The following is a 21,277-nucleotide window of genomic DNA, read 5'->3' as shown; positions in this document are numbered from 1 at the left end:
CAAACGGTCCCCGAAGCCGATTCCCGGTTCCGACTCTTTTATGTCGGCCGAGCGGAGTGAACTGGATATGGCAGACGAGACAATCGCATTCGTCGGACTCGGCATCATGGGCGGACCGATGGCGAAGAACCTGCTCGATGCGGGGTACACCGTGATCGGTCACAACCGCTCCCAGGAACCGGTTGATGAACACGTCGAGGCGGGCGGTGAGGCGGCCGAGACGCCGAAGGAGGCGGCCGAACGCGCCGACGTGACGATCATGTGTCTGCCGGACCACGACGTGGTGGCGGAGGTCATGCGCCGGGAGGACGGCGTCCTCGCCGGTCTGAGCGAGGGCGACGTGGTCATCGACAACTCCACCATCTCGCCGATAGTGACCGAGGACCTCGCCGAGGAGGTTCGCGAGCGCGGTGCGAACATGCTCGACGCGCCGATCAGCGGCGGTGAGGAGGGCGCGATCGAGGCGTCGCTCTCCATCATGGTCGGCGGCGACGAGGACGTCCTCGAGAAGGTCCGGCCGATCCTCGACGTGATGGGCGAGACGATCACGTACTGCGGCGACAACGGCGCGGGCCAGGTCACCAAAGCCTGTAACCAGATCGTCGTCGCGGGGACGATGCAGGCCGTCAGCGAGGCGCTGGTCTTCGCGTATCAGGCCGACGCCGATCTGGAAGCCGTCGTCGACGCGATCAGCGGCGGCGCCGCCGGTTGCTGGACGCTCGACAACCGCGCGCCCAGCATGATTCAGGGCGACTTCGAACCCGGTTTCTTCGCCGACTACCAGTACAAGGACCTCCGCATCGCCACCGATGCCGGCGAGGCCTACCAGTCGCCGATGCCCCAGACCGAACTCGTCCACGAGATGTACAAGTCGATGGTCGCGACCGGCCGCGGCAAGGACGACAACTCCGGCGTGATGCAGGTCATCGAGGATATGGCGGGGGTCGAAGCGCGAGTCGAGGACGACTGAACTCGTCGACTCCGGTTCGAAGAAGCGCGAGTCGAGGACGACTGATACTCGTCGACTCCGGTTCGAAGAAGCGCGAGTCGAGGACGACTGATACTCGTCGTCACCGCTGATTGGCGTCCGTTACGCCGCGCCGCCCCGCCTCACCAGTCCCCCTCTTTCGTGTACGGATAGCTCCACAGCGTCACCTGCAGCACCACCGACTTGAACCACGCCTGGTACATCTTGTCGATCTCTTCCTCGGTGTGGTCGCCGTTTTGCAGGAACTCCCGAACCGTGGCGGTGTGGAGGTAGATCAGCGGCGTGATGTGCCGGAGGTTGATGTGGGGCGCCGCGTTCACGTCGTCCGTCTCGTTTTTCTTCGTGCGGTGGTGTCGCCGCCCGATTTCGAACTGGTAGTCGAGCCAGTCCTCGTCGTACGGCGTGTCACAGGTGTCCCGTATCCACTGCCCGTATCGCGGCCGTGAGCGGTCGCCGTACTCCTCGATCAGTTCGCCCGTATCCACGTCCCGCCGGTAGTCGTTCATGAACTCGAAGGTGGAGAGGAAGCCGAGCCACCGGTCGAGCATGTCGTCGACCTGTGGTTCGAGCGTCTCCCCCGCCATCCGGAGATACTCGTCATCCTCGTCGGACCACATCACCGTGTCTTTCAACCGCTCGAACTCGGCCATGCTGATCGGCGCGTCTGGCACGGACTCGTCGCCGAAGTCGTAGCCCGGGATTCCGCTCATGGTGTGCCACGTGTGCTACCTATGCACATATTAGCGTACCGCCTCGTGCGGGCGTCACACACCGGTCGACGTAGCGCCGGCGTCGCTACTCCACGTCGTCGTGGTCCATCAGCCGCCGCTCCCGGTCCGCTGGCGCCGGATCGTACGTGATGATTTCGAGCAGGTTCCCCGAGGGATCGAGAAAGTAGAAGCCCTCGAACTCGCCCCAGTCGTAGGGCCCCTGTTTCGGAAACTGGCCCTCCAGGTGGGCCATTAGGGACTGATAGGTGTCGCGATCCGTCTCGAAGGCGATGTGGGCCTTGTCGAGCGGGTGATCCAGCCCTTCCTCGTCCCACTTCTCGGCGCGACCCGTCTCCATCAGCGTGACGACCGTCCCTGCGCCCGTCTCGAACATGACGTGCGCGCCTTTGAAATCCTCCGGCGGGCGGAGGAGGTCGAGGTCGAGTACGTCCCGGTAGAACTCGTACGCGGCGTCGAGGTCGTCCACGTCGATGTTGATGTGATCGACGGCGTCCATGCCACTACTGGCGAGTGCCGACCGATATAGGTTTCCCCGTCGCCGCGGGTCGACAGTCTCCAACCGGCTACAGGCGACGGAGCCAGACCACGACGCCACAGCCGATGGCCGCGACGAGTCCCAACACTGCAAACAGGATGGCGCTGGTGGCGTGCGTGAGGACGACACCGGCTACGGACGCGCCGGCCGCGCCGACGCCGAACATCGCGAGGTAGGTGAAGCCGTAGGAGCGGCCGTGCGCGTCGTCCGCGGCGTGTTCCGCGATGACGACCTGATAGATCGGTGCGGTGCCGTACACGACGAACCCGAGCGCGAGACAGACGCCGACGAGCGGGACCACCCCCAGTGTTCGCACTACTGGGAAGGCGAACGCGAGGCCGGCCAGCACGGCGAAGGCGGCGACGAACGCAGTCGTACTGGGGACGCGGTCGGTGAGTCGGCCGCCGGCGTACTGCCCGCCGATACCGACGGTCAGCAGCCCCGTGTAGACGTACTGTGCGGGGTCGACGTCGTAGCCGAACAGTTCGACGGGGACGAGCGACGGCGACTCGGCGAGCACGTCGGGGAGGAAGGTGAGCAGTCCGCGGTAGTACGTCCCGTACAGGAGGACGGCGACGAACGCGACGGTGAAGGCGGCGCCGAACAGCGCCCGCGATTCGGCGACCGTCCGCCGCAGTTCGGTGCCGAGGGTCTCTGTCGTCCCGCCGCCATCGCCATCGCTGTTGCCGCCAGCGGCGTCGAACTCGATCCGCAGTCCGACCAGCGCCGCGGCGAACGCGGGCAGGGCCAGCAGTCCGACCGCGAGTTGCCACTCGACCGTCAGCAGGAGTACCACGGTCGCCAGCGGGCCGAACGCGGTGCCGACGTTGCCGCCGGCGCCGTGGTACGCGAAGACGCTCCCCCGTGCGTCCGCGGAGCGGCTGATGAGCGAGAGTCCGGCCGGATGATAGAGGCTGGCGAACGCGCCCCACACCACCACCGCGACCCCGAGGACGAACACGCCGTCGGCGAGGCTCACGAGCGCGAATCCTCCCCCCATGCCGACGACCGAGAGGGTGATGAGTCGGCGGGAGCCGAGCCGATCCGAGAGGACACCGCTGACGGGTGCCCCGAGGCCGACGAGGGCGTAGCCCGCGCCGACGACCGTCCCGACGAGCGCCGCCGAGGCGTCGAACTCTGCCATCCAGACGCCGATGAACAGCGGGATCGACAGCTCGTAGGTGTGAAAGAGGGCGTGAGCGAGTGCGGTGAACTTCACCAACCCGCGGTCGTTCGCGTCCATGCGCCTCCGCGACTACCCGCCCCGAACGTATGTGACTACCGCCCACGGACCGGAACTATGCCGAGTGCGTCGACGACGCGCTCGACGCCTACTACGAGCGGCGAGGATGGAACGGGGACGAGACGGGACGGTACCGGTCGCGCGCTGTGACCGGCTCGTCGGTCGTGAGTAACGGTGTGGGAGTGGTATGGTTCGGGAGTATCGTAACTGTTCAGCGATTCTCGCCGGACCGGTCGTTACGACTGCTTCCAGTCCGGATCGGAACGAGGCGGCGAGAGGACGCCGATGCCGACTGCGGGCTCGTCGCCGCGGTTTTCGGCACCGTGGAGTTCGCCAGATTTGAACAGGTACGAATCGCCCGGGCGGAGCGTGATCTCCTCGTTTTCCGTGATCGCCGTGAGTGTCCCCCGAATCATGTAACCGATCTGCTCGTTGTCGTGCCGGTGGACGGGGAGCGTGGCTCCCGGTTCGACTCGCCAGTGTTTCATCGACGCGCGCTCACCAGCCGCGAGGTCGGCGAGATACACGCCGTCCGCGACCTGTTCGTCGTCTGCCCGCTCGTCGTTGATCCGCCTCATTCGATCTGTCCCCACGCAGTCGATACTGTGGGCTATTAATAAAGGTTTCTGAGGAACTTTTATACTCATATGGTCGTATCCACGTCGTATGTCCGCAACTGAGACGATCAGGGTGTTCCACCTACCCTTCTCGTTCATGCTGCCCCAGCGCGTCGCCGCGGAGCGTGGCTACTTCGCCGACGAAGGGCTCGACGTCGAGTTGATCGAGCGGGACCGGACCTGCGTGACGAACAAGTACATTCCGGCGGAGGAGACGCTGACCGGCGACAACGACGTGGACCTCTACCCCATCTGCAAGTGGGAGAGTCTGAAGCGGACGTGGGAGTTCGACGACGGCCGCATCGTCGCCAAGGGCACCTTCGCGGACCAGCCGTACGCGGTGTTCGTCCGCCCCGACTCGGATATCGAGGAGCCGTCCGATCTGGCGAACGTTCCCGTCGGCGTCAACCGACGGACGGGACAGGAGTACACGGCCATCCGAGCGCTCGAAGAGCACATGGACGAAGACGAGGTGGTCATCGAGGGTCACGGGATGCCAACCGACCGCCTCCGCGCGCTCCGGGACGGCGACGTCGAGGCTGTCACGCTCCTCGACCCGCACATCACCCTCGCCGAACACCTCGGCTTCGAGAAAGTGCTGGAATTCGAGAATCACATGGGCGTCGTCGGCGCGGAGGCGCTGGAGGGCGAGACGCTCGACGCGTTCATGCGCGCGTACCGCCGTGCCGTCGAGGAAATCAACGCCGATCCCGACGCCTACCGCGACCAGTACCTCGACATGCTCTGGAAGGACGAGGCCGTCGCGCCGGATCTCTTCGAGGACGTGGACGCCGACGCCGTCCGCGCCGCTATCGACGTGCCCGAGTACGAGGTGCCGGAACTCGCGGACCGCGACGACCTCGACTACCACCTCGACTGGATGAAACGGCGGCAGTTGATCGACGGCGACGCCGACATCGACGCCATCGTCTCGCCGTTGCGGTGAATGAACCGAGACCACGTCGACGCTCAGCAGGCCGCTTTCGACGCACACCACGACGACCCCGGCGACCTGCCGGTGATGCGTGCCCGCTTCGAGTACAACGGGAGCCCGCGCTTCCTGCTCTACGCGATCAAGCGGTTGGATCTCGACCACCGCCACGGCTTCCACCTCGACGTCCAACTGGTCACCGACGAACTCGAGAGCGGCATGGAGACCATTCGCCACCGCCTCGACGAGGGCGACACCGACCTCGTCGACACCGACTACATCTCCGTCGCCCGGGAACGCGCGGCGGGCGCGAACATCGTCGCGTTCCACCCCTACGGGCGGACCGTGGGCGGCCTCGTCGCACCCGAGGACACGGCCATCGAGGGACTGGCTGATCTCTCGGGCCACCGCCTCGGCGTGACCCGTCGGCTCGACAAGAACTGGATTTTGACGCGGGCGGCTTGCCGGAAGTTCCACGACTTCGACCCCGCGGAGACGGCGACGCTCGTCGAGGCCGACTCCCGCGACGACCTCACGCGGCTGATCCGGGGAGGCGAGGTCGACGCCGGCTTCCAGTTCTGGCCGCTCGTGCCCGAACTCACCGAGACCGGCCGGTTCGTCGAAGTACTCCCGGTGTCGGATCTGGTCCAGCGACTCGCCGGCACCGACGACAAACTCCCCATCGCGACGTTCGTCACTGGCGACTCCTACCTCGACGCTCACCCCGAGGCGGTGCGGGGCTTCGCCGCCGCCGCGCAGGATGCAGTCGACCACCTCCTGACGAGAGACGACATCTGGGACGACATCAGCCGCCGACTACTGCCGGACGCCACCGTCGCGAGCGCCGTCACCACGGGCTGGCGGGAGATGGTCGTCACCGAGTGGGGCGCGGAGACGATCGCCGGAATGCGCCGACTGTTCGATCACCTGCACGCCGTCGCCGGCGCCGACGCCCTCGGCGTCGAGACGATACCCGACGGAACGTTTTGGCTCGACCCGTGAGCGTGGCCCCGTCGTCCGCGAATCGGACTTATGAACCTTCCCAAGGAAATTTTATCACGGTACAGTCGTACCCTGCGGGTATGCCGACCGACGAGACCATCGTGGCGCGCTGTCGGGCGACCCCCGAGAGCGACGCCGGACGTGACGGCTCCGAGTCGACGCGACGGACGACTGTGTGCGTTTGCGGGGACCGATGAACCGGGATCACGTCGACGTTCAACAGGCCGCCCTCGACGAGTACCACGACGATCCGGGCGACCTGCCGGTGATGCGTGCCCGCTTCGAGCACAACGGGAGTCCGCGCTACCTGCTCTACACGATCAAGCGGTTCGGCTTCGACCGCGACCACGGGTTCCACCTCGACGTGCAACTCGTCTCCGACGCACTGGAGGACGGCATCGAGACGGTCGAGGCCCAGTTGCAGGAGGGTCACGCCGACCTGATCGACATCGACTACATCTCCATCGCCCGGGAACGCGCCGAGGGCGCCGACATCGTCGCCTTCCACCCGTACGGGCGGACCGTGGGCGGCCTCGTCGCGCCCGAGGATTCGGATATCGACGGGCTGGAGGATCTGTCGGGCAAGCGTATCGGCGTCGTCCGCCGTCTGGACAAGAACTGGATTCTGACGCGGGCGGCCTGCCGAGAGTACCACGACTTCGATCCCGACGAGACGGCGACGCCCGTCGAAGCGGGCTCGAAGGTGGAACTCACGCGGATGATCCGCGAGGGAGAGGTCGATGCGGGCTTCCAGTTCTGGCAGATCATCCCCGAAATCACCGAGACGGGCCCCTACGAGAACGTCCTGCCCGTCTCCGAACTGGTCCAGCGACTCTCCGAGACGGACAACAAACTCCCCATCGCGGCCTTCCTCACCAGCGGCGACTATCTCGACGACCAGACCGAGACCGTCCGGGCGTTCGCGGACGCCTACCGCGACGCCGTCGACAAACTCGTCGAGGACGACGAAATCTGGGAGGAAATCAGCGAGAAACTGATGACGTACGACGACCCCAACGTGATGCGCGCCGTCCGTGACGGCTGGCGCGACATGGTCGTCCGCGACTGGGACGAGGAGAGCGTCGACGGGATGTACCGACTGTTCGACCACCTGAAATCCGTCGCTGGCGCCGAGGCACTCGGCGTCGAAGAGATTCCTGAAGGCACCTTCAACACCGATCCATGACCGACACTGTCACTTTCCAGCTGAACTGGGAACCGAACGGCTTCCAAGCACCGTACTTCCTCGCGCGAGAGGAGGGTTTCTACGCCGACGAGGGCCTCGAAGTCGAATTCGTCGAGGGGCACGGCTCGCCCTTCGCCGCCGAACAGACCGCGAAAGGGAGAAGCGACCTCGGCCTCGCCGGCGGTAGTGCCGTCCTCTCGGTGCGGAGTCAGGGACTCGAACCGCTGGCCGTCGCCGCGGTCAGCCAGAAGACGCCGGCGACCATCTACACCCTCCGCGACGTGTTCGGCGAGGCGTTCACCGAGCCCGAACAGCTTCGGGGTCGGACGGTCGCCCCCTCGGCCACCAAGACCCGCATCCTCACCCTCCAGCTACTGGAGGACCGGGGCATCCGCGACAAGGTGGAGGTCCGGGACGTGCAGAAGCACACGCACCACCGCGTCGAGCATCTGGTGCTCGACGGCGACGTCGACGCCGCGGTGGGCGTCGTCACCAACGGCAAGGAACTCGAACGCGAGTACGACCGTACGGCCGACGAACTCCTGATCGGCGACTACCTCGACGTGTACGGGATGGCCGTCGTCACCAACCCGGACTTCGCCGAGTCGAACCCCGAGACGGTCCGCTCGTTCCTGCGGGCGACGGCTCGCGGGTGGGAGCTCGCGACCAACGACCCCGACCGCGCCGTCGACGCGCTCATCGCTCGCAACGCCCAGCTCGAACACAACCGCGAGGTCGAACACATGAAGTTCCTCGCCTCCGCCGAGGATCTCCAGTTCACGGAGTTCGTCCGCGAAGCTGGCTGGGGCCACCACGACGGGCAGCGCTGGGAGAATCTGGCCGAGATGCTCGCCGAGACGGATCTGCTCGAGTCGCCGGTCGACCCCGACGCGGCGTGGACGAACGAGTACGTCGACGACTCCGATCCGGTGATCGCGAACTACGCCGAGCGGATCGGTCGTTAATCGGCGCCGACTCGCCACAGCGCCCGGTACACCGTCCAGCAGTCGTGGCCGGTTCGCTCCGCGACAGACCGGACGGCCCGGATGTACTGCCGATACGCGGCCGGTGTCACCGTCTCCGGATACGGCTCGTCCAGTTCGTCCGCCGCGGCCAGCGCCGCCCACTCCCGCTCACCGACGGCGACGTACTCCTCGGGGTGGCTGTAGGCCAGAAACGCCGAGGCGACGGGCACGTCGACGCCGGTCAGCGTCGTCAACGCCCCGAGTTGTTCGTCGAGTGTGTCGGCCGTCGCGGCCCCCTGGATGGCGTCGACCATCTCCTCGTAGTCGTTGTCGAGGAAGCGCTCCTCGGCCTCACGCCGTTCCCTGTCCGAGACGGTTCCTCGTCGGAAGTACCACTGGACCACCCACTCGGCGTCGCGGCGGCCGAAGTCACCGGCCGCGAACGCGCGCGGGAGCGTCTCGGTGTGCTCTCGCTCTACTAAATCGAACGGTTCGCGCGCTTCGTATTCGTCCGAGAGCACGTCGATCCGCTCGCGAGTGAGGTCGGTTGTGGTTTCGTTTCCCCCGTCACCCAAAGCTTCGTAACCGGTCATATCTACTCATCCACCCGCCGATGGGTGAACGTTTCCCTACGGCGTCATTTGCCTGAATCGGCACTTTAAGCCCCCGATGGCGGCGTTTCGCACGGTACTGGATGACAACATTGATGGTTCACCATCTTGATTTTTACATACAATGTCATCCGAATCCAGCGACGAATCAGGCGGGCCGAAAAAGACGATCTGTCCGTACTGTGGGGTCGGGTGCGGCATCCAAATTACACAGGACGAGGACGGTGAAGTCAACTTCCGGCCGTGGGGCGACGCGCCGGTCAACGAAGGGAGCATCTGTATCAAGGGCGGGGCGGCGACGCAGTCGGTAAACCACGAGGACCGGTTGACGGACCCGCTGATCCGTGACGACGACGGCGAACTTCGCGAGGCCACCTGGGACGAAGCCTACGACCTGATCGTCGACAACATGGAGCGCATCCGCGACGAGTTCAGTGCGCAGGCGATGGGCTTCTACGGCTGTTCGAAGGCCATGAACGAGGAGAACTACCTCATCCAGAAACTCGCCCGTCGCTACGGTACCAACAGCGTCGACACCTGTACGCGGATGTGCCACTCGTCGACGGTGTACGCCCTCAAGAACAGCCTCGGCGAGGGCGCGATGACCAACAGCATGGAGGATCTGGAGGAGGCGGCGGACGTGTTCTGGATTCAGGGTGCCAACCCGGGCGAACAGCACCCCATCGCCAACAGCCAGTACTTCCGGCAGGCAGTCCTCGAGGGAGCGACCGTCATTCAGGTCGATCCCCACGCCAACAAGACGACGCGGTCGTTCGAAATCACGGAAACCGACCGCCACATGCATCTCCAGCTGGAGCCGGGGACGGACATTCCGCTGCTCAACATCGTCCTCAAGACCATCCTCGAGAACGACTGGGTCGACGAGGAGTTCATCGCGGAGCGCACGGAAGGCTTCGAACACCTGAAAGAGACGCTGGAGGACTTCGACAAGGAAGAAGCCGCCGAGGAGTGCGGCGTCCCTCTCGAAGACATCGAACTCGCCGCCGAGAAGTACGCGAAGGCGAACAACGCCGCCATCTTCACCGGCATGGGGATGAGCCAGCACACCTGCGGCGTCGACAACGTCCAGAACGAGATCAACCTCGCGCTCATCACCGGCAACCTCGGCCGCCCGGGCACGGGTGTCAACCCGCTCCGCGGCCAGAACAACGTGCAGGGTGCGTCCGACGTGGGCGCGATGCCGAACGTCCTCCCCGGCTACCGCGACGTGTCCGATCCCGAGGTTCGCGCCGACGTCGAGGAGGTCTGGGACTTCGAGATTCCGTCGGAACCCGGCCTCACCAACGTCGAGATGTCCCACGAAATCGGGAACACGATCTACGGCCTCTACATCATGGGCGAGAACCCCGTGATGAGCGAACCCGACACCAACCAGGTCGAGAAGCGGCTCGAAGAACTCGACTTCATGGTGGTTCAGGACATCTACAAGACCGAAACCGCCGAGTACGCCGACGTGATTCTGCCCGCCACCTCGTGGGCGGAACGCGACGGCACCGTCGTCAACACGGACCGCCGTACCCAGCGGATGCGCGGCGTCGACAAGGTTCACCCGAACACGAAAGACGACCTCGAAATCCTGTGTGACGTGGGCAACCGCCTGTTCGGCGACGGGAGCTTCGACTTCGAGGGTCCCGAGGACGTGTTCGAGGAACTCCGGCAGGTCGCGCCCATCTTCCACGGCATGACCTACGACGTCCTCGGCGAGGAGGGTGTCCACTGGCCCTGCTACGAACCCGGCGACGAGGGCGACCCGTACCTCTACGAGGACGGCTTCACTACCGAGAGCGGCCTCGGACAGATCGAGGGCGTGCGTCACCAGCCACCCAAGGAGACGCCGGACGACGAGTACCCGCTCATCCTCACCACGGGTCGGATCATCGAACACTACAACACGGGGACGATGAGCCGTCGGTCCGCGACGCTCAACCGCGTCGAACCCGAGAACTTCGTCGACGTTCACCCGAACGACGCCGAGAACTACGGCATCGAGGACGGTGACTACGTGACACTCAAATCCCGGCGCGGCGAGATCGAAGTCGAGGCTCGCGTCACCGAGGACATCAAGGAAGGCACCGTGTGGACGACCCCGCACTTCGCCGACGCCGCGGGCAACCGCCTGACCAACGACGTGCTCGACGAGCGCGCGAAGATTCCCGAGTACAAGGCCGCCGCCGCAGAAATCGAGGTCTCGGTCGAACCCGACGCCCCGGCCGACGACTAGCGCGGCCGCCGCGTTATCGCTCGTCCAGATCCTCGATCAGGCGAACGTCACAGTTCTCGCACGTCGCCATCAACACCCGTTCGGATTCGGTACAACAGGTTTCGATGGTTTCGGTCTCCTCGTTGTCGAGGGGACCGTCACAGAGCGGGCAGTAATCGAGATGTTTTCGCAGGTCACGCAGCGTCGCTACCCGTTCGTCCGGATCGAGCGACGCCCACGCCTCACCGCCACGCGCTTCGAGGACCGCTGCGGCCGCGGCGTCGGCCAGAAGCGCCGATTCCGAGAGCCACTGTCTGAGGCCCTGGTCGACGACGTAGGCCGCCTCGCCGACGTTCGACGCCTCCTCGACGCCGAGCAGCGTCGCCACGTCTTCCTCCGAGACGCCTTCGGCGCGCATGGACTCGATCCGATCGTCCCACGCCGAGGCGAACGACCCGATCAGCCGCTCGCCTTCGGGCGTTGCCCGGACGGCCACGCCCTCGATCGGCGTGAGCGTGTCCCGCAGTTCGAGTTCCTTCCCGAACAGTTCGAGGAGCCACGGCGGGAAATAGTGCATCGTGAGCGTCGGCGTTCCGGGCACGAGGTAGCCTCGGAAGTAGATCGACCCCAGTCCGCCGGTGAGGACGAGGAAGCCGCCGAGCGGGCCGAGTAGGACCGTGGCGGCAGCAGCGGCGACGAGTGCGAGACAGACGTTCACGACGGTACACGGGAGACACCGATTCTCCCCCGTATACTCCGGACGGCGCAGGTGGTCACCGACTGATTCGAGACGCATCGCTCCTCGGTTAGGCGCACACCTCGAAAAAAGCTGTGTGCCGCTGGAGCCGACGTTACTCGTCGCTCTTCTTCCGCAGCGCGCCGTAGGCTGCCGCACCGATGGCGGTCACGGCCGCACCGACGCCGAAGCCGGGGCCGCCGCCGTTGGTCTCGCCGCCGCCGTCGCCGTCACCGCCGTCGCCGCCGTCACCGCCGTCGCCGTCGCCGTCCATCGGCGTATCCGTCGCCGTCGGCTCGGGGGTGTCCGTCGGCGTCGCCGTCGCGCCGCCACTAACCGAGAACTCGCCGCCTTCGTCCATGTGTTCTTCACAGAAGTACTCGGAGAGGCCGGAGTTGGCCGTGAAGCGTACCGTCCGAGTCTGTCCCGTCTCGAAGACGTACTCGCCACGTCGGACGACTCCGTCGTCGGTCGTGATGACGAGGTTGTGCCGCGCCGGCAGTCCCTCGCTCTCGGGGTTGTAGCTGTTCGTCCACTGGATCGCATACCGGGTCCCAGCTTCGACTTCCAGTGTCGGGTTCGTCGTACCGGCGATACTGGAGGGTGCCCGGCCGAGGAAGCCTTGCTGTGTCAGTTCGAGTTCGAACGTCGTGTCTACCTGTGCAGTTGCCGATCCCGCGGCGCCAGCAAGTCCGGTCGTCGCTGCCGCAGCACCGATCAGGAATTTTCTTCGCGTCGCCATACCCGTTCCGTGTATCCCGCATTAAATAAAATTAGGGGATACTCCCCCTGAGAACGACTATCACAGCACCGTGACGCGTCGCTATCGGGTCGCGAAAAAATGGAGAAATCGGTCGTCGGATTACTCGCTGAGGCCGAAGACGGCGACGGTGGAGCCACGGCGACCGCCGTGGAGCCAACCGGAGCCACCGACCTGCACGGCGACGTACTGCTTGCCCTCGCCGGGGTCGTACCAGCTGGAGAGCGACGAGCAGATCGGCGCACCGAGCTGGAACTGCCAGAGACGGTCACCCGTTTCGCCGTCGTAGGCGACGAGGTGGCCGGTCTGGAGGCCAGCGAAGGTGATGCCGGTCGCAGTCGTGATGGAGCCGCCCCAGAGGTAGTCGCTGGTGGCGTCCGAGGAGATCCAGTCGCGCCAGACCCGTTCTCCGGTGACCGGGTCGACGGCGACGATGGCGCTGAGGTTGCCGTTCCAGCCCTGCGGCTCGGTGACGTCCGGCCAGTCGTTCAGGCCGCCGCCCCAGTAGGTCTGGCCGGCTTCGTACTGCGCCTCTTCCCAGAAGATCTCGTGAGGCGCGTTGTTCTGGTTCATGTACATGAGCCCCGTCTCGGGGTTGTAGGACGGGGGCTGCCAGTCGTTGCCACCGTGCGCACCGGGGACGAAGGCGACCCGACGGTCCTCGTCGACGTGCGGGACCATCTTCCACATGTTGATGTGCTGGGTCGTCTCCTGGGAGCGCTCGAGGAGCCGGCCGTTGCCGGCGTCCATCGTGTAGACCCAGGCCGTCTTGCCGGGACTGAGGACGACGTCGCGCGTGCCGTCGCCCATGTCCATGTCGTTGACACGGATCTTGGGCGCCGAGGAGTCGTAGTCCCACACGTCGTGGGGCGACTCGCCGTAGTGCCACTGGACGGAGCCATCGTCGGCGCTGAGGGTCAGCGTCCCGATGGTGTAGCGGTTCGGACCCGGACGGACCGTGCCGTCGAAGTCCGGACCGGGGTTACCGACCGGCGCGTGGATCATGCCGCTGTCGGGGTCGAGCGTCGGCGTCATCCACACGGTACCGGCACCGTGTTCGTGGGAATCGCCGGCCCACTCCTCCGGGGGCGTCGTGTTCGTCTTCCAGATCTCGTTCCCGTTGTCCGGGTTGAGGGCGGTGACGAACCCGCTGACACCGTACTCGCCACCGGCGGAGCCGGTGATGACCTTGCCCTCGTGGACGATGGGGGCCCAGGTCGCGGAGTAACCGATCTCGTGGTCACCGGTCGAGGTGTACCATTCCTCTTCGCCGGTGTAGCGGTTGAGCGCCACGACACCGGAGTCGAGGGTGGTCATGTAGACCTTGTTGCCGTGGACAGCGAAGCCACGGTTGTTCGCGTCACAGCAGAGAAGCAGGCCCTGCGGGTTCGCGTACGTGTAACTCCAGAGGGTCTCACCGGTGCGGGCGTTGATCGCCTTCGCGTGGTTCGGCCCGTTCGTCTGGTACATGACCGGCGGGTCGCCGGGCACGACGATCGGGACACCCTCCATACTGGAGGCGACGCCGCTCTGCACCAGATACTCGAGTTCGAGGTCGCCGACGTTGTCCTTCGTGATGACGTCGGCCGAGGTATGGCGCTGCTGCTGATAGCCGCCACCGTACATCAGCCAGGACGTGGGGTCCTCCTTCGCGGAGGCCTCACGCATCTCCTGGGTGACGTTCTTCTGGGGGATCTGGTCAATATCGAACTGAGCGGTGATGGACTCGTCGGGTACGTTCGTCAGCGTGTACCCGTCTTCCACCTCCACCATCTCGATGTTCGCTGCTGCTTCTGCTGCCGGGTCCTTGTCGAAAGCCTGGTGGATAGTCGCCATGAATTACGCACCTCCCGTGCGCGGGGCGCGCATTTCGTCCGTGATGCGCATCACGTCGTTCGTCAGGTCTTCCTGTCCGACGATCATCATCGCGGCGCCGGCGGACAGCGCAGCCGTGAGCTGCGCGTCGCTGAGTTCCTGCGAACCCGCGAGGTCTTCGGCCGCGTTCGCGAGCAGGTGCAGGCCGGCGTACATCTGCTTGAGGTCGCCGTAGTTGTTGTCGAGGATCGTGTCCGTCAGGAGCACCTCGTTCTGCCAGAGGTACGTGTCGAGGTAGTCCGTCCACAGCAGAACACCGGCCGACGCTCGCTGGTGGAGCGGGGCGATGTTCGCGGGGTCGAACCCTTCGACGCCGGCCGGGATGTTCTTCGTCGGCACCCACATGGCCAGGCGTTCCTTGTTGTTGACGACGTTGACGACCGTCGACGTCAGCTCTTCTTCACTGTAGCCGAGTTCGGCGAGCGCGGACGCGAGCGCCGCCGTGTTGATGAACTCGCGCGCCGTCGCCCCGATGTGCTCGGGCGTGAACTCCGGCAGGTGCTCCTCGACGCTCTCGAAGAAGCCGACTTCGACGAGATGCTCGTGGATCGCCCAGCCGGGCTCGGCGAGCGTCTGATACTCTGTACTGTCTTCGGCCGGAACGCCCATCGCCCGCAGTTCGGGGAGGCGTTCGATCTGACCTTCGAGGGAGGCGAGCTCGCTACCGAGCAGACCCGCGTCGAGCGTGCCGACGAGGTCGCTGCGAATCGCTTCGCCCATGGCGGCGAGTTCCCCCGCCGCTTCCCCTTCTACTTCGCCCCTGAGATCGCTCAGGGTGAACTCGCTGCCTGCTGCCACTGCGCCGGTCAACCCGACGACCTTGAGGAACTGCCGTCGATCCTCTTGGTCGATCTGGGGCATTCCGTTTACATATTGCGACATGCCATACCACTCCGTACGTAGCGTAGGAATTGTCTATATTTAACTTTGTGATATATTTCACAATTGAACACGTTAATTAAATTTGAGTGTATAAGGTTCTATAGGGTTAAACGTCGTAGGCACGAGAATGGGGGCGTCTAACCGCCGTTGTCGAATTTGTTCGGGTTATCGGACGGTCAGATGACCGATCATGCCCGACGCTGCGTGGGGGACACAGACGTAGGTGTACTCGCCGGTCGTCTCGAACGTGTGTCGGTACGTCGATCCGGCCTTGTTGAGCGAGATGTGGTTGATGTCGTCGCCGGAGATGTCGTAGCTCGCGAACGGTTCGGCACCCTCGGGGAGAGAGACTTTGGGATGGGCGTCGGGGTGACCGGAGACGTTGTGACCGCCGGAGTCGAAGACGAACTCAACCGTGTCGCCCTGCGAAATTGCCGTGGTCTCCGGATCGAATTCGAGGCTGCCGCCCGGGCCGACCGTAATCGTCGCGTCGGCCTCTTCGGTCGGCGTCGACGTGGGAGTTGCCGTCGCTGTCGCCGTCGGTTCGGGCGTATCCGTGGCGGTCGCCGTCGCTGTAGCCTCGCCACCGTCTTCGCCACCGTTGCCGCCACCGTTACCACCGGAACAGCCCGCGAGTCCAGCGAGAACGGCACCGCTGAACGTGGCTGCGAATTTTCGCCGCGACAGGAACTTCTTCGGCTGCTTTGAGACCATCGGCACGAACTTTGGTTTCCAACTCTTAAAGCTGATGAATTTGCGTCAGGCACTCCCACACACGGCCGAACGTATACGATATTCAACGTATCAGCCAGCGGCCGCACGCAGTTTATATATCCCGAGGGGCCAAGGTAGGGACGTGCGAGTTCGAGAGTTCCCCATCCTCGGTGACGAGGACGAACGGACGGTCGAGGCGTTCGCCACGGGTCTCGACCGCGAGGCTGCGCGCGTCCTCGCCTATCTGGTCGGCCGCGAGGAGTCCGACCGCTTTTCCGGCGAGGCGGCGTCGCGTCTCGCCGTTCGCGTCGGCGTCGACCTCGGCCGTGGCCGCGTCTCGGACGTGCTGGGAACGCTCACGGATCTGGGGCTCGTCGTCGAGACGACCGTCGACAGCGAGGCGCCCGGCCGCCCGCCGAAAGGCTGGCGCGCCGCCGCCGGCCACGACCGTACCGTTTCTCGCGTGCGCGCTCGACACTCCGAAGCGTTGCTCGATCAGGCGGCCACGGTTGCCTCGACGCTCGGCGACGACATCGCCGTCGACACAACCGGCCCCACCCCACCCGACCGCGACGCCGGCGCCGTCGACGTCGGCCTGAACTGGGAGCCCAACGGGCTCCACGCGCCCCTTTTCGCCGGCACCTACGCCGACCACGGCGTCGACGTGACGCTCACGGGCTGTCGCGGCTCCCGGGCCGCCCTCTCCGCCGTCGCCGACGGCGACGTGGACGTGGGGCTCACCGGCGCCGCCACGCTTCTTCGCGCACACGCGGGTGGCGAGGATGTCGTCCCCCTCGCGCTCTACTACCAGCGCGCGATGGTCGTCCTCTACACGACCCGGTCGGCCTTCGGCGGCCCGCTCCGCAGCGTCGAAGACGTGCGCGGCAGGCGCGTGGCGATGCCCGCCGGCTCCGAGACGGGCGCCCTCGGCCGGCTCTTTCTCGCCCAAGCCGGCGTCGTCGACGACGTGACCGTCGTCCGTGCCGACGGCGAGGAACGCGAGGCGTTGCTCGACGGCGACGCGGACGTGGCGACCGGCGTCTTCACCGACCCCCTCGAACTGGAGGCCGCGGGCTACGACGTGGACTCGGTGCTGCTCGCCGACCACTTCCCCGTCCCCGGCCCCGCCTTCGTCGTCCGCCGCGAGACGCTCCGGGAGCGTCCCGACGCGCTCCGGGGTTTCCTCGAAGGCGCGATGGCCGGCTGGGCCGACGCCCGAAACGACCCCGAAGCGGCGGCGACGACCGTCGCCGGCCACAGCGACGAGCCCGTCGCCGACGAGCGCCGCAAGCTGGAGGGCGCGTTCGACCGCTTCGCTGGCGGCGACGCCGTCGAGAAGAACGGTTGGGGGTGGCACTCAGCCGAGACGTGGGAGCGGCTCCGCGTCGCACTCGAACAGGCCGCGGCCATCGACCAGCGATGATTCGGGTCGAGAACCTCTCCGTCAGTTACGGCGACCTCCGGGCGCTCGACGACGTGTCGCTCGACATCGCGGACGGCGAGTTCGTCACCATCGTCGGTCCGTCCGGGTGTGGCAAGACCACGCTCTTGCGAACCATCGGCGGCCTAGAGTCACCGACGACCGGCCGGGTCAGCATCGACGGCGACCCGCCCGAAGTCGCGCAGGCCGACGCCCGCCTCGGGTTCGTCTTCCAGGATCACACTCTCCTCCCGTGGAAGTCGGCGCTGGAGAACGTCACCTTCCTCCGGCGGATGGCGGGCAAGGATTCCGATCCCGCCGGCGCGCGCGAGTTGCTGGCGACGACCGGCCTCGACGGGTTCGAGGACGCCCGTCCCGCCGAACTCTCCGGCGGCATGAAACAGCGGGTCGCCATCGCCCGCGCCATCCACCTCGGCGCCGACGTGTTGCTCATGGACGAACCCTTCGGGGAACTCGACGAGATCACCCGCGACGAGATGAGCGTCGAGATCCTCCGCCTGTGGCGTGAGAACCGCAAGACTGTCGTCTTCGTCACCCACAGCGTTCCCGAGGCCGTCTTCCTCGGCGACCGCTGTCTCGTCGTCGCCGGTGCCCCGGCCGACGGCCACGCCGCGACGGGCAACGGCGACCCCGGCCGCATCGTCGCGGAGTTCGACATCGACCTCCCGCGCCCGCGAGACGAGTCGGTGTTCGGGTCGGAGGCGTTCGGCCGGCAGGTCGCACAGGTGCGCGGCGCGCTCCACGACGACGCATGATCGAGCGCGTCGCCCCCGTTCGTCGACCGTTCGCCGGACCGTCATGGCGAACGCCCGGCATCGGCTCACGACTATGAGCGTCGCGGAGCGGGTGCCGTTTCCCGGAATCGTTCTCCCGCTGTCGGCGCTGATCGGCGCCGTCGCCGTCTGGTGGGCGCTCACCGTCGCCCTCGCCATTCCACCCTTTCTCCTCCCGTCGCCTGCCGCCGTGGCCGCCCGCCTCGTCGGCAACCCCGACCTCTACCTGACGAACGCCGTCGAGACACTCCGCAAGATCCTCGTCGGCGGCGCCGCCGGCATCGCCGTCGGCTTCTCGCTCGCGCTCCTCGTCTGGGCGGTGCCCCTGCTCAAACGCGCCATCTACCCCTACCTCGTCGCCGCGCGCGTCCTCCCGAAAATCGCCGTCGCGCCCATCTTCCTCATCTACTTCGGCGTCGGCTTCGAGACGGCCATCCTCTTCGTCGCGCTCATCGTCTTCTTCCCCGTCGTCGTCGGGACGGCGGCGGGGCTGGATCGCACGCCCGAGTCCCACCTCGACTTGCTCCGGTCGGTCGACGCCGGCGCCGTCCAGACGTTCCTCCACGTCCGCCTCCCCCACGCCCTCCCCGACGTGTTCGCGGGCGTGAAACAGTCGGTCACGCTGGCCGTCGTCGGCGCCGTCGTCGCCGAGTGGATCCTCTCGAACGACGGCCTCGGCTCGCTGATCCTCGTCGCCTCCGAGAACGTCCAGGTGGACGTGATGCTCGCCGCGCTGACTGTCCTGCTCTGTGTGGGCCTCTGTCTCTACGGCGGCGTGGCGCTGTGTTACCGTGCCGTCGCGTGGGACTAGCGGAGTTACCCCCAGTCCAGCCGACGCTCCACGGCCGCAGGAATCAGGTAGAAACAGAGACCGAGCGCCGTGAGGACGACCAGTGCCGCGAAGGTCGTACTGGTCCGGAGATACTCCGCGGCGTGGAACAACTGGTAGCCCAGCCCCGACTGGAGGGTGAGAAATTCCGCGACGACGGTGCCGACGACGGCGAGCGCCGCCCCGAGTTTCACGCCCGCGAAGACGCTCGGCGCGGCGGCCGGGATGCGAATTCGGAGGAAGACCCGCGCCGACGGTGCCCGCACCGACCGCGCGAGGTCGGTGTACTCCTCCGGCACCGCCCGGAGGCCGTCGACCGACGCGATGGCGACGGGGAAGACGGTCATCGTCGCCACGAGCGTCGCCCGCGCGAGGACGCCGTCACCGATCCAGAGGAAGACGAGCGGTGCGATGGCGATCAGCGGCGCGATGCGGAGGGCGATCAGGTAGGGGTGGAAGATGGCCGAGGCGGTCCGTGACCCCACCATCGCGAAGGCGAGGGTGAGGCCGACGACGACGCCGCCCAGTAGCCCGACCGTTGCCGTCAGTGCGGTCGTCGCTGCGGCGGCGAGGAGGGTGTCCTGCGCCGCCAGCCCCGCCGTCACCACGTCGCCGGGTGCGGGCAGGATGACCTCGGGAACGCCCGTCGCCGTCACGAACCACTGCCAGCCGGTGACGACGAGGGCGGCGACGACGACCGGCGGCCAGACGTGGCCGACGACTGCCCGGACGGCCCGGCCGCTTACGGCGGGCGTTTCGACCGTCGTCAGTCGTCGGTCACTCGTTGCCATCAGACGATGTCGGTGTAGGAGCCCACGAAGCGGTAGTCGGTGTCCAGATACTCGTTGGTCCAGACCGAGGCGGGGTCGACCTCGCCGCCGAGGGCGTCGGCGCCCGCGAGGGCGTCGTGGACGACCTGCCACGGTTCACTTCGACTCCACCCCCAGCCGTGTTCGGCCACCGCGTCGCCGGTCATGAACTCCGCGGCCATCGTCTCCCACTTCCGACGCTGCTGGTCGCGTGACTCCTCGAGGACGCCGTTGGCGTCGATCAGGAGGTCCGTCGCCTCGCCGGGGCGTTGCTGGGCCCACGCCGCCCCGCGGGCGGTCGCCCGGAGGAACGCGCGCACGGCCGGCGAGTTGTTCCCGGCCCACTCCCGGTTCACGGCGATCACGTGTCCGTAGGAGGGGATGGTGTTCCCCACCGGAATGCTGTCGACGGTGTAGTCCTGCGCCTCGGCGCTGATGGCGTCGCCGAAGACGCCGCCAGCGGCGTCGATTTCGCCCGAGAGGAGCTGCTGGACCGTGTCGTAGCCGGTGTCGACCATCTCCACGTCCTCGCGGACGCCCGCCTCCTCCAGCAGGAGCGTCGTGAGCATCCGGACCATTCCCGGGCCGGTGCCGACCGTCTTGCCCGCAAGCTGGTCGACGCTCGTCAGTTCGCCCCCGAAGGTGTCGCGGGTGGAGAACACCACGGCCGGGCTCTTCTGCATCACGACGCCCACCGACTGCGGCGAGAGGTCGCGGCTGTTGACGTTCAACACCTGATCACTGCTGGTGACCGCGAAGTCGACGTTGCCGAGGCCGGCCTGCTTGGCCGAGAACGTCGACCCCTCGCCCGTCTGAATCTCGCCGAGCGTCAGTCCCTCCTCCTCGTAGAACCCGTTCGCCTTCGCGGCGAAGTAGGGGACGTGGAGGCCGCTCGGCTTCCAGTTGAGGAGCAGGGACGACTCGCCCGGAATCGGCGTCCCCGTCGTCGTGCCGGTGGGCGACGCAGTGTCGCCGTCGCCTCCCGCTCCGCCGCCCGTCCCGCCGAGACAGCCGGCCAGTCCAGCTACCCCCATGCCCGTGGCCGCGAGAAACGCCCGTCTCGTCGCTGTCCGTTCCATGCGCGGCTATCAGGACACGGTTAGTATAAAAATTCCGGTGAAATGTTTATATACTTAACTCACGCCCAGTTCGTCCTCCGGCGGCGACCACTCGAACTCCAGTTCCAGTTCTAGCTGGCGGTGCGTCTCGCCGACGAACTCCACTTCGACCTCGATGGGTTCGTCGAACTCGAAGGGGATCTTCCACTCGTCGGTGGAGATGGTCAGGCGCGGTTCGGACTCGATCTGGTCGGCGAGATCGCGGAGAAACGCCGCGGTCGATTCCCGGGAGAGTCGCACTTCCCGCTCGAAATATCCCTCGGTGACGGTTCGCTGCCCACCGTTCGCGTCCGGCAAGTCGGCCATAGGG

At 66.4% G+C, this 21,277-nt stretch carries 22 protein-coding genes; 9 read left to right on the top strand and 13 right to left on the bottom strand.

Going from position 1 to position 21,277, the window contains the following annotated elements; all coding sequences use genetic code 11:
* The first annotated feature begins 40 nt into the window (after positions 1 to 40).
* The gene (locus DU502_RS15850) at positions 41 to 970 is read left to right on the top strand and encodes an NAD(P)-dependent oxidoreductase (protein WP_277872151.1); all 930 of its coding nucleotides are present in this window, start codon (positions 41 to 43) and stop codon (positions 968 to 970) included.
* A 140-nt stretch (positions 971 to 1,110) separates the two neighbouring features.
* On the opposite strand, the gene DU502_RS15845 is transcribed toward DU502_RS15850, so the two are convergent.
* The 4 genes from DU502_RS15845 to DU502_RS15830 form a co-directional block, all read right to left on the bottom strand.
* On the bottom strand, positions 1,111 to 1,698 hold the full coding sequence (locus DU502_RS15845) for a protoglobin domain-containing protein (protein WP_121921716.1): 588 nt from the start codon (positions 1,696 to 1,698) through the stop codon (positions 1,111 to 1,113).
* Between the two features lie 85 nt (positions 1,699 to 1,783).
* Positions 1,784 to 2,215, bottom strand: coding sequence for a VOC family protein (locus tag DU502_RS15840; protein ID WP_121921715.1), 432 nt, complete (start codon positions 2,213 to 2,215; stop codon positions 1,784 to 1,786).
* A gap of 67 nt (positions 2,216 to 2,282) precedes the next feature.
* The gene (locus DU502_RS15835) at positions 2,283 to 3,497 is read right to left on the bottom strand and encodes an MFS transporter (protein WP_121921714.1); all 1,215 of its coding nucleotides are present in this window, start codon (positions 3,495 to 3,497) and stop codon (positions 2,283 to 2,285) included.
* A 236-nt stretch (positions 3,498 to 3,733) separates the two neighbouring features.
* Positions 3,734 to 4,075, bottom strand: a complete 342-nt coding sequence (locus DU502_RS15830; RefSeq protein WP_121921734.1) for a cupin domain-containing protein — start codon at positions 4,073 to 4,075, stop codon at positions 3,734 to 3,736.
* Positions 4,076 to 4,163: 88 nt separating this feature from the next.
* On the opposite strand from DU502_RS15830, the gene DU502_RS15825 reads away from it, so the two are divergent.
* From DU502_RS15825 to DU502_RS15810, 4 genes are all read left to right on the top strand, one after another.
* Positions 4,164 to 5,060, top strand: coding sequence for an ABC transporter substrate-binding protein (locus DU502_RS15825; protein ID WP_121921713.1), 897 nt, complete (start codon positions 4,164 to 4,166; stop codon positions 5,058 to 5,060).
* Positions 5,061 to 6,047, top strand: a complete 987-nt coding sequence (locus tag DU502_RS15820; RefSeq protein ID WP_121921712.1) for an ABC transporter substrate-binding protein — start codon at positions 5,061 to 5,063, stop codon at positions 6,045 to 6,047.
* A 193-nt stretch (positions 6,048 to 6,240) separates the two neighbouring features.
* Positions 6,241 to 7,233: an ABC transporter substrate-binding protein gene (locus DU502_RS15815; protein ID WP_121921711.1), complete on the top strand. Its 993-nt coding sequence runs from the start codon at positions 6,241 to 6,243 to the stop codon at positions 7,231 to 7,233.
* Positions 7,230 to 8,198, top strand: a complete 969-nt coding sequence (locus DU502_RS15810) for an ABC transporter substrate-binding protein (RefSeq protein WP_121921710.1) — start codon at positions 7,230 to 7,232, stop codon at positions 8,196 to 8,198. Before DU502_RS15815 ends, DU502_RS15810 begins: the two co-directional genes overlap by 4 nt.
* On the opposite strand, the gene DU502_RS15805 is transcribed toward DU502_RS15810, so the two are convergent.
* On the bottom strand, positions 8,195 to 8,791 hold the full coding sequence (locus tag DU502_RS15805; protein WP_241966846.1) for a hypothetical protein: 597 nt from the start codon (positions 8,789 to 8,791) through the stop codon (positions 8,195 to 8,197). The two genes, DU502_RS15810 and DU502_RS15805, sit on opposite strands and share 4 nt — an antisense overlap.
* Positions 8,792 to 8,933: 142 nt before the next feature.
* Between DU502_RS15805 and fdhF the strand changes: the two genes are divergently transcribed.
* Positions 8,934 to 11,051, top strand: coding sequence for a formate dehydrogenase subunit alpha (gene fdhF, locus DU502_RS15800; RefSeq protein ID WP_121921709.1), 2,118 nt, complete (start codon positions 8,934 to 8,936; stop codon positions 11,049 to 11,051).
* Positions 11,052 to 11,064: 13 nt separating this feature from the next.
* Here the strand turns inward: fdhF and DU502_RS15795 are convergent, their stop codons facing one another.
* The 5 genes from DU502_RS15795 to DU502_RS15775 all read right to left on the bottom strand — a co-directional run bounded on the left by DU502_RS15795 (position 11,065) and on the right by DU502_RS15775 (position 15,997).
* Positions 11,065 to 11,826 carry a hypothetical protein gene (locus tag DU502_RS15795; RefSeq protein WP_121921708.1) on the bottom strand — a complete coding sequence of 254 codons (762 nt, stop codon included), beginning with the start codon at positions 11,824 to 11,826 and terminating at the stop codon, positions 11,065 to 11,067.
* Positions 11,827 to 11,881: 55 nt separating this feature from the next.
* Positions 11,882 to 12,508 carry a PGF-CTERM sorting domain-containing protein gene (locus DU502_RS15790; RefSeq protein ID WP_121921707.1) on the bottom strand — a complete coding sequence of 209 codons (627 nt, stop codon included), beginning with the start codon at positions 12,506 to 12,508 and terminating at the stop codon, positions 11,882 to 11,884.
* 120 nt (positions 12,509 to 12,628) lie between these two features.
* Entirely contained in the window at positions 12,629 to 14,362 is a 1,734-nt protein-coding gene (locus DU502_RS15785) for a pyrroloquinoline quinone-dependent dehydrogenase (protein ID WP_121921706.1), read from the bottom strand.
* Positions 14,363 to 14,365: 3 nt separating this feature from the next.
* Complete coding sequence (locus tag DU502_RS15780) at positions 14,366 to 15,262, bottom strand: hypothetical protein (protein ID WP_199722758.1); 897 nt, start codon at positions 15,260 to 15,262, stop codon at positions 14,366 to 14,368.
* Positions 15,263 to 15,448: 186 nt separating this feature from the next.
* Entirely contained in the window at positions 15,449 to 15,997 is a 549-nt protein-coding gene (locus tag DU502_RS15775) for a plastocyanin/azurin family copper-binding protein (protein ID WP_121921704.1), read from the bottom strand.
* Positions 15,998 to 16,139: 142 nt separating this feature from the next.
* Between DU502_RS15775 and DU502_RS15770 the strand changes: the two genes are divergently transcribed.
* The 3 genes from DU502_RS15770 to DU502_RS15760 all read left to right on the top strand — a co-directional run bounded on the left by DU502_RS15770 (position 16,140) and on the right by DU502_RS15760 (position 19,022).
* The gene (locus DU502_RS15770; protein WP_121921703.1) at positions 16,140 to 17,420 is read left to right on the top strand and encodes an ABC transporter substrate-binding protein; all 1,281 of its coding nucleotides are present in this window, start codon (positions 16,140 to 16,142) and stop codon (positions 17,418 to 17,420) included.
* The gene (locus DU502_RS15765) at positions 17,417 to 18,193 is read left to right on the top strand and encodes an ABC transporter ATP-binding protein (RefSeq protein WP_121921702.1); all 777 of its coding nucleotides are present in this window, start codon (positions 17,417 to 17,419) and stop codon (positions 18,191 to 18,193) included. Before DU502_RS15770 ends, DU502_RS15765 begins: the two co-directional genes overlap by 4 nt.
* 73 nt (positions 18,194 to 18,266) lie before the next feature.
* Complete coding sequence (locus DU502_RS15760) at positions 18,267 to 19,022, top strand: ABC transporter permease (protein ID WP_121921701.1); 756 nt, start codon at positions 18,267 to 18,269, stop codon at positions 19,020 to 19,022.
* A gap of 5 nt (positions 19,023 to 19,027) precedes the next feature.
* Here the strand turns inward: DU502_RS15760 and DU502_RS15755 are convergent, their stop codons facing one another.
* Genes DU502_RS15755 through DU502_RS15745 form a run of 3 tightly spaced genes read right to left on the bottom strand, consistent with a single transcriptional unit; the run spans position 19,028 to position 21,273 of the window.
* The gene (locus tag DU502_RS15755; RefSeq protein WP_121921700.1) at positions 19,028 to 19,831 is read right to left on the bottom strand and encodes an ABC transporter permease; all 804 of its coding nucleotides are present in this window, start codon (positions 19,829 to 19,831) and stop codon (positions 19,028 to 19,030) included.
* Positions 19,831 to 20,928 (bottom strand): ABC transporter substrate-binding protein, encoded by a 1,098-nt coding sequence (locus DU502_RS15750; RefSeq protein WP_121921699.1) that lies wholly within the window; start codon positions 20,926 to 20,928, stop codon positions 19,831 to 19,833. The genes DU502_RS15755 and DU502_RS15750 overlap by 1 nt, the downstream gene beginning before the upstream one ends.
* 54 nt (positions 20,929 to 20,982) lie before the next feature.
* The gene (locus DU502_RS15745) at positions 20,983 to 21,273 is read right to left on the bottom strand and encodes an amphi-Trp domain-containing protein (protein WP_121921698.1); all 291 of its coding nucleotides are present in this window, start codon (positions 21,271 to 21,273) and stop codon (positions 20,983 to 20,985) included.
* Positions 21,274 to 21,277 lie beyond the last annotated feature (4 nt).

Origin of the sequence: Haloplanus aerogenes, assembly GCF_003856835.1 — an archaeon.
Taxonomy (GTDB): domain Archaea; phylum Halobacteriota; class Halobacteria; order Halobacteriales; family Haloferacaceae; genus Haloplanus; species Haloplanus aerogenes.
This window is presented reverse-complemented; position numbering and strand designations above follow the sequence as displayed.